We start from the raw sequence: 1,127 nt of genomic DNA on the forward strand, positions 1-1,127 counted from the left end.
GCACGTCCTACATAGCCGCGCGCCACCCCCGTTCCCGCGACATACAGCTCTCCCGCGACACCCACCGGCACCGGGCGCAGCGCATCGTCCAGCACGAACACCGACACCCCCGGCAGGCCCCGGCCCACCACACTGCCCAACACCCCATCCCCCACACCCACCCGCCGATGCGACACATGCACCGTCGTCTCCGTGATCCCATACATGTTCACCAACGCCACCCCGGCAGCACCCTCACGACCCCACCACCCCGCCAGCCGGCCCACATCCAGCGCCTCACCACCGAACACCACCAACCGCAACGCGCCCACGACAAAGTCGTCCACCGCCAGCAGCTGATACATCGCCGACGGCGTCTGACTCAGCACCGTCACCCCCTCCCGCACCAACAACTCCGCAAACCGCCCCGGCGAACGAGACACCTCAAACCCCACCACCACCACACGCGCCCCATGCACCAACGCACCCCACAACTCCCACACCGAAAAATCGAACGCCACCGAGTGGAAACAACTCCACACATCCCCCGGACCCAGACCGAAGAGCCCACCCGTCGACCCCAACAGCGCCACCACATTCCCGTGACTGACCACCACACCCTTCGGCCGCCCCGTCGAACCCGACGTATAAATCACATACGCCGCCTCATCCTGCGACACCACACACCCCACCGCCGAACCATCCAACCCCGCCAGCTCCGCCGCCACCGACGGTTCATCCATCACTGTCAGCACCGCGCCCTCCGGCAGACACCCCTCAACCACCGCACCACACGCAACGGACGTCACCACACCCGCCACACCCGCATCCCGCAGCACAAACCCCACCCGCTCCACCGGATACCGCGGATCAACCGGCACATAACCAGCCCCCGCCTTCAGCACCCCCAACAACGCCACCACCACATCCACACCACGCTCCAGCACCACCCCCACCAACGAACCCGCACCCACACCACGACCCCGCAAATACCGCGCCAACCGATTCGCCGCCCCATCCAGCTCGGCATACGTCAACGCAACACCGTCCGACACCACCGCCACCGCACCCGGAGCAGCCACCACCCGCTCCTCGAACAACCCCACCAACGACCCACCCACACCACCAGCCGACGACGCCTCGTTCCA

The 1,127-nt window shown here is 66.9% G+C and carries 1 protein-coding gene; it reads right to left on the bottom strand.

What is annotated here, in order from left to right; translation table 11 throughout:
* Positions 1–1,085 (bottom strand): AMP-binding protein (locus IEZ19_RS49935; RefSeq protein ID WP_229841755.1); only part of this gene is annotated, 1,085 nt, incomplete at its 3' end.
* Positions 1,086–1,127: the final 42 nt, after the last annotated feature.

It is taken from the genome of Streptomyces brasiliensis (assembly GCF_014647875.1).
Taxonomy (GTDB): domain Bacteria; phylum Actinomycetota; class Actinomycetes; order Streptomycetales; family Streptomycetaceae; genus Streptomyces; species Streptomyces brasiliensis.